General features: G+C 70.8%; 7 protein-coding genes. 6 read left to right on the top strand and 1 reads right to left on the bottom strand.

Annotated features, from left to right (window positions below):
- Nucleotides 1-97 precede the first annotated feature (97 nt).
- The 4 genes from QNJ12_RS11085 to QNJ12_RS11070 are packed head-to-tail and all read left to right on the top strand — an operon-like array spanning nucleotide 98 to nucleotide 4,416.
- Complete coding sequence (locus tag QNJ12_RS11085) at nucleotides 98-1,144, top strand: hypothetical protein (RefSeq protein ID WP_300622705.1); 1,047 nt, start codon at nucleotides 98-100, stop codon at nucleotides 1,142-1,144.
- A gap of 40 nt (nucleotides 1,145-1,184) precedes the next feature.
- The gene (gene ligA / locus QNJ12_RS11080; protein WP_300622704.1) at nucleotides 1,185-3,239 is read left to right on the top strand and encodes an NAD-dependent DNA ligase LigA; all 2,055 of its coding nucleotides are present in this window, start codon (nucleotides 1,185-1,187) and stop codon (nucleotides 3,237-3,239) included.
- The gene (locus QNJ12_RS11075; protein ID WP_300622703.1) at nucleotides 3,236-3,664 is read left to right on the top strand and encodes a hypothetical protein; all 429 of its coding nucleotides are present in this window, start codon (nucleotides 3,236-3,238) and stop codon (nucleotides 3,662-3,664) included. Before ligA ends, QNJ12_RS11075 begins: the two co-directional genes overlap by 4 nt.
- A gap of 56 nt (nucleotides 3,665-3,720) precedes the next feature.
- Nucleotides 3,721-4,416, top strand: coding sequence for an aspartate/glutamate racemase family protein (locus QNJ12_RS11070; protein WP_300622702.1), 696 nt, complete (start codon nucleotides 3,721-3,723; stop codon nucleotides 4,414-4,416).
- 309 nt (nucleotides 4,417-4,725) lie between these two features.
- Here the strand turns inward: QNJ12_RS11070 and QNJ12_RS11065 are convergent, their stop codons facing one another.
- Nucleotides 4,726-5,265 carry a hypothetical protein gene (locus QNJ12_RS11065; protein WP_300622701.1) on the bottom strand — a complete coding sequence of 180 codons (540 nt, stop codon included), beginning with the start codon at nucleotides 5,263-5,265 and terminating at the stop codon, nucleotides 4,726-4,728.
- Nucleotides 5,266-5,421: 156 nt separating this feature from the next.
- On the opposite strand from QNJ12_RS11065, the gene QNJ12_RS11060 reads away from it, so the two are divergent.
- Together QNJ12_RS11060 and QNJ12_RS11055 are read left to right on the top strand one after the other, a co-directional pair.
- Nucleotides 5,422-7,656: a PASTA domain-containing protein gene (locus tag QNJ12_RS11060; RefSeq protein WP_300622700.1), complete on the top strand. Its 2,235-nt coding sequence runs from the start codon at nucleotides 5,422-5,424 to the stop codon at nucleotides 7,654-7,656.
- Between the two features lie 57 nt (nucleotides 7,657-7,713).
- A complete protein-coding gene (locus QNJ12_RS11055) occupies nucleotides 7,714-8,589 on the top strand; it encodes an SDR family NAD(P)-dependent oxidoreductase (protein WP_300622699.1) in 876 nt (291 codons plus the stop codon).
- Nucleotides 8,590-8,771 lie beyond the last annotated feature (182 nt).

Genomic DNA, 8,771 nt, shown 5'->3' with positions numbered 1-8,771 from the left:
CAGTGCTCGGCACGGCACCAGTCTGGCGCCTCGCCGGCTCGAGCGGACCGGGTCGGTTGGTTGGGCGTTTCGCCGGCCGAAGTGGAACGATGGCCGCATGACCGCCGACGACCGCCAGATCGCGCTCGCCGGCGACACGGACCCGGTCGCGATCCGTGCGGGGGCGACGACCGGCATCGGGAGCCTCCCGCACCGTCGAGCCGACCGGGCAGCCGAGTTCGCGCTCACGGCCTACGAGGTGCCGGCGATCCCGAGCCTGCCCCGGCGGTCACCCGCCGAGGGGACGGTGGCCCAGGCGCTCGTCGGGATCCCCGGCGTCACACTCGGCCAGTACGGCACGGTGGCGGTCGATGCCGACCGTCTCGACCCCGACGCGGAGGTCGAGACCGACCTGGACGACGACGGCTTCGTCGGCTTCCGCACGTTCCTCGAGCTGGCCGTCGAACGCGGCCACCGGGGCCCGGTCAAGTGGCAGTTCGCCGGGCCGATCAGCGTGGGTGCCGCCCTGCGCCGGGCCGGCGCATCGGCCGAGGTGTCGCACTCGGTCGCGCTCGAGGCGGTTCGGAGTCGCCTGCGGGTGCTCGGTGCCGCGGTCGCGGATGCGCTCCCCGAGTCGCGTCAACTCGTCGTGCTCGACGAACCCGTGGCCGCCGACCTGATGTCCCATGGCTTCCCGATCGCGCCGGATCAGGCGATCGACCTGCTGTCGGCGGCGATGGCGGCGGTCGAGTCGTTCGCGACGACCGGGGTCCACTGCTGCGGCGACGTCGACATCGCCACGCTGCTCGAGTCCGGCCCGCAACTGATCTCGGTACCGGCGACGTCGTCGCTCGTCTCGATGGCCGGGTACCTCGACCGCTTCCTCGGCAATGGCGGCTGGATCGCCTGGGGCGCGATCGCCACCGAGGGCCCGATCGGCGTCACCGCGGGCCGTACGTGGAAGCAGCTCTCGAGCCTGTGGTGCGAGCTCGTGCAGCGCGGCTGTGACGCCGAGCGGCTGCTCGGTCAGTGTCTGCTGACGCCCCAGTGCGGCCTCGGCGTGCACAGCCCCGACGTGGCGACGAGGATCTGCCGCTCGCTGAGCGACGTGTCGCGGTCGCTGCGCAGCGAGTCGGCGGCGGCGAAGTTCGTGCTCGGCGCCTGAGCCGCCGCTCGCGGACCTCGGCGTCTCTACACTCGGCTCGATGGCCGAACCGACCGACGCCGTGCGCTCGCGCTGGAACGAGCTCCGCGAGCAGGTTGCTCGTCACAACCGGCTCTATCACGAGCTCGACGCGCCCGAGGTGCCCGACGCCGAGTACGACCTGCTCGTCCGCGAGCTCCGGGCGCTCGAGTCCGAGCATCCCGAGCTCGCCGACGTCGACTCACCTGCGCAGGCCGTCGGCGGCGCGGCGAGCGCCACGTTCGCGCCGGTCACGCACGCCGTCCCGATGACGAGCCTCGACAACGCGATGGACGCCGACGAGCTCCGGGCCTGGGCCGACCGTGTGGCGCGGGGTCTCGACGGTGCGACCGCCCGGTTCGTGGCCGAGCTGAAGTTCGACGGCCTCGCGATGAGCCTTCGTTACGAGGACGGCCGGATGGTGCAAGCCGCCACGAGGGGCGACGGCCGGGTCGGCGAGGACGTGACGGCCAACGTCCGCACGATCGCGGACGTTCCCGAGCGGCTGCGCGGCGATGCTCCCGAGGTGCTCGAGGTCCGCGGCGAGGTCTACATGTCGACGGCGGTGTTCGAGTCGCTCAACGCCGAGTACGAGGCGGCCGGCGAGCGCCCGCTCGTCAACCCGCGCAACGCGGCTGCCGGCAGCCTGCGTCAGAAGGACCCGGCGATGACCGCGAAGCGCCGGCTGTCGTTCTGGTCGTACCAGCTGGGCGAGGTCGTGGGTGGTCCCGAGTTCGCCGCCCACGCCGACACGCTCGACTTCATGCGCGAGCTCGGGTTCCCGGTGAACCCCGAGGTCCGATCCTTCGACACGATCGAGGAGGTCGCCGCCTATTGCGCCGAGCGCGAGGAGCATCGCCACGACCTCGAGTACGAGATCGATGGCGTCGTGATCAAGATCGACGACCTAGCTCAGCGTGAGGCGTTGGGGTTCACCTCCCGCGCGCCGCGATGGGCGATCGCCTACAAGTTCCCGCCCGAGGAACGCACCACGCTGCTCCGCGACATCCAGGTATCCGTCGGGCGCACCGGCCGCACCACGCCGTTCGCCGTCCTCGAACCGGTCTTCGTCGGCGGTTCGACCGTGTCGATGGCGACGTTGCACAACGAGGACCAGGTCGCGGTCAAGGACGTCCGTCCCGGCGACACGGTGATCGTCCGCAAGGCCGGCGACGTCATTCCCGAGGTGGTCGGTCCGGTGCTGTCGATGCGGCCCAGGGGCGCGAAGCCGTGGGTGTTCCCCACGACGTGCCCCTGCTCGATCGGGAGCACGCTCGTCCGGCCCGAGGGCGAGGCCGACACCCGCTGCGTCGAACCGGCGTGCCCGTTCCAGCGCGACCAGAGGATCATCTACTGGGCGTCGCGCGGTGCGATGGACATCGAGGGGCTGGGCGAGCGGACCGTTGTCCAGCTCACCGAGGCCGAGCTCGTGCGCGACGTCGCCGACATCTACGACCTCACCGTCGACCAGGTCGAGGCGCTCGAGGGGTTCGCCCGCATCAGCGCCGAGAAGCTGGTCGGCTCGATCCAAGCGTCGAAGGATCGGCCTCTGCCCAAGCTGCTGACGGCGCTCGGCATCCGTCACCTGGGCCCGGCGGCATCCGAGGTGCTCGCCGCCGAGTTCGGCACGCTGCGACGCGTGTTCGAGGCGAGCGACGACGATCGGGCCGCCGTCGACGGCGTCGGTCCGGTGATCTCGGCTGCGCTGTCAGCCTGGTACGACCAGGCGCCGAATCGCGAGTTCATCGATCGGCTCGATGCGGCCGGGCTCAACTTCGGCAGCGAGGAGGAGGCGGCGGCGAGGGCCGCGGCGAAGGCCGCGATCGAGCAGACCCTCGAAGGCAAGACGATCGTCGTCACCGGCACCGTGCCCGGCTACAGCCGCGGGGAGGCCGAGGAGGCCATCACGTCGCGCGGCGGCAAGAGCCCCGGCAGTGTCTCGAAGAAGACGACGGCGCTCGTCGTCGGTGAGGGTGCCGGCGCGGGCAAGCTCACCAAGGCCGAGGCGAACGGCACCCCCGTCGTACCGGCCGACCGCTTCGGCGAGCTGCTCGAGACGGGCGAGATCCCGGCGTGAACGACGTGCCGACCGACCTCGGCGATCGACTCGTTGTCGCCGGATGGCTCTTCGGCCTCGCCTCCGCCTTCCACGTCGCCGATCACCTGCGGCGCGGCCAGGGCAGCATCACCGAGACGCTCTACGTGCTGGGGAACGCAGCGCTCGTCCTACAGGTCGTCACGGTGGTGCTGGTCGTGGTGCGCCACCAACTCGGGCCGCTGTTCGCGGCGATCGCAGGTCCGTCGCTCGCAGTGGGCTTCGCAGCGGCGCACTGGTTGCCCGAGTGGAGCGCGATGAGCGATCCGATCTGGGAGGTTGACACCCTGCGGTGGATGTCGGTCGCGGCGTCGGGGTCGGAGATCGTCGCCGCCGCGGCAATCGGTGTGCTCGGCACGCTCGTCCTCAGGTCGCGCGGTCTCGAATCGGTCGTCGCGCCCCGCTGACGCCACGGCAGCTCGGTGATCGTCGTCGCGAGACGATCGACCGGTACGTTCGGGACATGCGAACCATCGGCCTGCTCGGCGGCATGAGCTGGGAGAGCTCGATCGAGTACGAGCGCCTGATCAACGAGGGCGTCCGGGCACGGCTCGGCGGCGTGCATTCGGCCGAGCTCGTGATCCGCAGCTACGACTTCGCTCGGATCGAGGCGATGCAGGCAGCTGGGGAGTGGGACGCGGCGGGCGACCTGCTGGCGGCGGACGCCCGCCGGCTCCAGGAGGCCGGCGCCGAGCTCGTCGTGCTGTGCACGAACACCATGCACCTGCTCGCCGACCGGATCGAGGCCGCGATCGACGTGGAGTTCCTGCACCTCGCCGACGCGACAGCGGCGGCCGTCATCGCCGACGAGCTCCGGACGGTGGCGCTGCTGGGGACCCGCTACACGATGGAGCACGGCTTCTACCGCTCGCGGCTCGAAGGTCACGGGCTCGGCGTGCTCGTGCCCGACGGGGCCGACCGGACGCTCGTGCACGACGTGATCTACGACGAGCTCGTGCAGGGCGTCGTTCGGGACGAGTCGAAGGCGGCGTACCTGGAGGTGATCGGTCGGCTCGTCGACCGGGGGGCCGAAGGCGTCATCGCCGGCTGCACCGAGATCGAGCTGCTCGTGACCGCCGAGGACGTGTCCGTTCGCTACTACCCGACGACGCGTCTCCACGCCGAGGCCGCCGTGGCCGCAGCACTGGCGGGTGGCTGACGGCGACCTGTGTCGCGAACGGCCCGTCCGGCTCCCGCCCCGTCGGAGCAGGGGGAGTGTTCTGCGGGTTGAACCTGGGTTGTCACCGCCGGCCGCCGCCCGCCCGCAATCGCAACCGGAGTTGTCAACTCACCGACGCGGACCCTCCGCTATCCCGTCACACGGTGCGGCGCATGGACGGCCGGTCGCCGACTCATGGTCGTACGTGCTACCGCGCCGGCCGACGCCCGAGGGGCGGTCGTCGCCGGTGACGCCCAGGTGACGGCGTTCGATGGGCCTGTCGTGTCGCCTCCCGTGCCCGACAGGGCCCTAGACCACGTTGAACGTCCAGGTGAACGAGCGTGCCCGTTGACGGCCCTCGTCGATCCGCCAGTAGATCACCTGTGCGGTGTGCTCACCCGAATCGAAGCCGGTGATGGGCGCGCCCTCGCTCGGCGTGAACGTCAACGTGGAATTGCCCGCTTCGTAGATCGTCACGGGTGGGATCTCGATCTGCTGCCCGGGCTCGACCTGGACGTTGCCGAGCTCGTCGACGTTGACGGTCTCGATCTCGATGCCGTCGATCACCAGGACGCCGGTGTGGCCGGGAGCCAGGTCGACGAACACGCCGCTCTGGCTGAGCACCTGGACCGCCTCGGGTACCGGGTCGACCCGGTCGATCAGGTCGGGGAGGTTGGCACGCTCGTCGCCCGTGATGCCGACGAGCAGGCCGCGGACGATGAGGAACAAGCCGACGGCGACCAGGGCGCTCACGATGAGCAGGGGCTTGTCGGCCCGCCACCGCCGTGCCGGGCGTTGCTCGGCCGGCGCTGCTTCCAGCTGCTCGACGCTGTCCTGGCTCTCGGTCACGGTCCACATCATGCCGGGTGATCGAGCCGAATTCGCATCGTTCCTCGAGGCGGGTGCACGGATGACCGAGCGGTGTCGGCACACGTGTCGGGTCGTTCCCACCCCCGAGGGGGCGTCACCCCGCAGCGGTTTGGCAAGCGGTAGCGTTCGGGCATCGTGAGCACGAGCGAGACGCCCCCCGGCGCCACCGAGTCTGCCGAGCCCGCTGCCGACGAGCCGACCGGACCGAGTGGCCCTCCCGAGCCGTCCGAGCTGGTGGGCGCGCTCCTCGCCGGGCGCTTCACGCCGACTCGGCTGGTCGTCGACGGCGCCAACGCGGCCGTCTTCGATGCCGAGGACGAACAGGCCGGTCGCGCCGTCACCCTGAAGCTGATCCGATCGTCGCTGGCCGCGTCGCCGTCGTTCCGCCGGCGCTTCGACGAGACCATGCGGTCCGTCGCGGCGCTGACCCACGCCAACATCGCCGCCGTCTACGACTGGGGTGTGACGCCGGTCGGGGAGACGTCGACCGCGTACGTGGTGATCGAGCAGTTGACGGGGGGCAGCTTGCGCGACATGTTCGATCGCGGCCGCCAGCTCAGCCCGTCGCAGGCGCTGGCGGTCGGTCTCGACGCGTGCCGCGCGCTCGACTACGCACATCGGCGTGGGCTGGTGCACGGCGAGCTCACACCGTCCAAGCTGGTGTTCGGCGACGACCGGCGCCTCCGGATCATCGACTTCGGGCTGTCGAACCTGCTCGGCGAGCTGGCCTGGGCCGAACCCGAGTCGGTGCCGACCCACGTGGCCTGGTACGCATCGCCCGAGCAAGGCACGTCGCAGGAGATCGACGGCAAGACCGACGTCTACGCACTCTGCCTGTCGCTCCACGAGGCCGTGACCGGCACGCTGCCGTTCCGCCACGACTCGACCGTCGCCTCGCTGGCGGCACGCGTCGGCAAGCTGATGCCGGTCTCGGCCGACCTCGGCCCGCTCGCAGCGGTGTTCGAGTACGCCGGCCGGCCGTCGGCCGAGGAACGTGCGTCGGCGGCCGAGTTCGGCAAGGGATTGGTCGCTGCGGCGGCCAAGCTGCCTCGGCCCGAGCCGCTGCTGATCCTCTCCACGGGTCTGTTCGACACGCCTGCCGAACAGATGCGTTCACCCGAGGATCCAACCGGTGGCGTCGTTCGACCCGGCGACGACGGTTCGGCGGCCGATCGGGTGCCCGAGGCGCCGACGATCGTCGAGGCCGAACCCGACCTCGACATCCCGACCGTCGCGCCGGGCGACGACCTCGTGATCCTCCCGCTCGACTCCGGCATCGGTGGCTCGCCGGGCGACGCAGTGCCTGCTCCGGCAGCGGCCGCGACCGGTGACGTGCTCACCGACGCGCCGTCGAACGCCATCGACGAGACGACGAACGCGCTGCCCGACGCAGCTGTCGCGCCGGCGACGCAGGTGATGCCGGTCGCAGCGCCGCCGCCGAAGCGACGCCGCCGTGGCTTCCCCTGGAAGATCCTGCTGAGCATCCTCGTCGTGGCCGCACTGGCGGTGCTCGGCGTGCTGGCGATGCGTCTGTTCGAGACACCGGTCTACACCGTCCCCGATGTCGTCGAGATGCCCGAAGCCGAAGCCCGCAACCTGATCGCCACCAACGGCTGGATCGTCACGACCGAGCGCGAGCGCAGCGACCAGGTGCCGGTGGTCGGCCAAGTGGTCCGCACCGCACCGCAGGCCGGCGTCGACCTCGCCGAGGGTGAGCCGTTCCTGATCGTCGTCAGCGAGGGACCGACGCTCCGCGAGCTCCCCGACTCGACGGCCCGTTCGGTGGGCGAGGCGCAGACGCGGCTCGTCGAGCGCGGGCTCCGTGTCGAGCTGGTCGAGGTGTTCGACGAGGACATCCCGTCCGGGATCGTGATCTCGTGGTCGGTGCCGGGCGATCCCACCCTGACGACCAGCTCGTTCGTCGAGCCGCTCACCCCGGTCGAGCTGGTGGTCTCGCAGGGTCCCGAACCGCGCGTGGTCCCCGACGTCCGCAACGTCCCGGTCGGTGAGGCGAGGTCGACGGTCGAGGCGCTCCGGCTGGTCTTCTCCGAGGCCGAGCAGGTGTTCAGCGACGACGTCGAGCTCGGCCGGGTCGTCAGCCAGAGCGTCGAACCCGGCACCGAGATCGCTCGGGACAGCGAGGTGACAGTGGTCGTCTCCAAGGGCCCGGACCTCGTGACGTTCCCCGACCTGGCCGGCGCCGCCAACTTCGAGGAGGCTGCGCAGATCCTCATCCAGGCCGGCTTCGAACCCCGATTGGTCTTCGGCGACACGCTCGGCGAGCTGCGGAGCTTCACGATCGAGGGCCGCCAGCCCGATGTCGGCGAGACGTTCCGGCGGGGGACGGAAGTCGACGTCGAAGCGCTCTGAGCACTACCGTGCCACGGTCGGCGGTACACGGTCGACAGCAACGAAAGGACGCCAAAGATGGTCGACCTCGATGGTCGCGTCGCAATCGTGACCGGTGCGGGCCGTGGCCTCGGTCGTGCACATGCACTGCTGCTCGCCGAACGCGGTGCGAGGGTGATCGTCAACGACATCGGTGTCCGCAACGACGGAACCGGTGGCGACCCGGCCCCCGCCAACGACGTCGTCGCCGAGATCGTCGAGGCCGGTGGCACGGCGATCGCCAACGGTGAGGACGTGGGCTCGTGGGAGGGTGCCCACTCGCTGGTTTCAGCAGCTGTCGACGCGTTCGGCGACCTCGACATCGTGGTCAACAACGCCGGCATCCTCCGCGACAGCATGCTCGTCAACATGTCCGAGGACGACTTCGACGACGTCGTACGCGTGCATCTCAAGGGCCACGTCGGCGTCACCCGATGGGTGGCTGCGTACTGGCGTGAGCGGTCCAAGGCCGGTGTCGACCGGCGTCGGAACCTCGTGCACACCAGCTCGACCTCCGGCTTGTACGCCAACCCGGGCCAGGCGAACTACGGTGCCGCGAAGTCCGGTGTCGTCACGCTGAGCCAGATCGCCGCCAAGGAGCTCGCCAAGTACGGCGTGGTCTCGAACTGCGTCGTCCCCGGCGCACGGACCCGTCTCACGATGGCGTCACCCGGCCTCCCCGAGATCATGGAGGCGCCGGCCGAGGGCTTCGACGTGTGGGACCCGGCGAACGTCTCGCCGCTCGTCGCCTACCTCAGCGACGGCGCCTGCCCGTTCACCGGTGAGACGTTCTACGTCCAGGGCGGCACGGTGCGGCGCCTCGAGCCGTGGACGCTCGTCGGTGAGTCGATCGAGCACTCCGGGCGCTGGCCGCTCGACGAGCTCGCCACCGCGATGAAGACGTTCCGTCACTGATCACGACAGGGCTTGGCCGACCGGCCAAGCCGGTCGGCTGCGCCTGCCCGAGCTCGCCGTCTCCGCTACGGCGCACTGGCGCCTCGCTTCGACGCTCGCCCGCCTTGGTCGTGCGACGCGGTCGGTCGGTGAGATGGTCGTCGACGATGCGGTTGACGAAGCCGGGTCCGGCTGCGCCTGCC

It is taken from the genome of Ilumatobacter sp. (genome assembly GCF_030065885.1).
Taxonomy (GTDB): domain Bacteria; phylum Actinomycetota; class Acidimicrobiia; order Acidimicrobiales; family Ilumatobacteraceae; genus Ilumatobacter.
The sequence above is the reverse complement of the archived record's forward strand: the minus strand, read 5'-3'. Positions and strand labels throughout refer to the sequence as shown.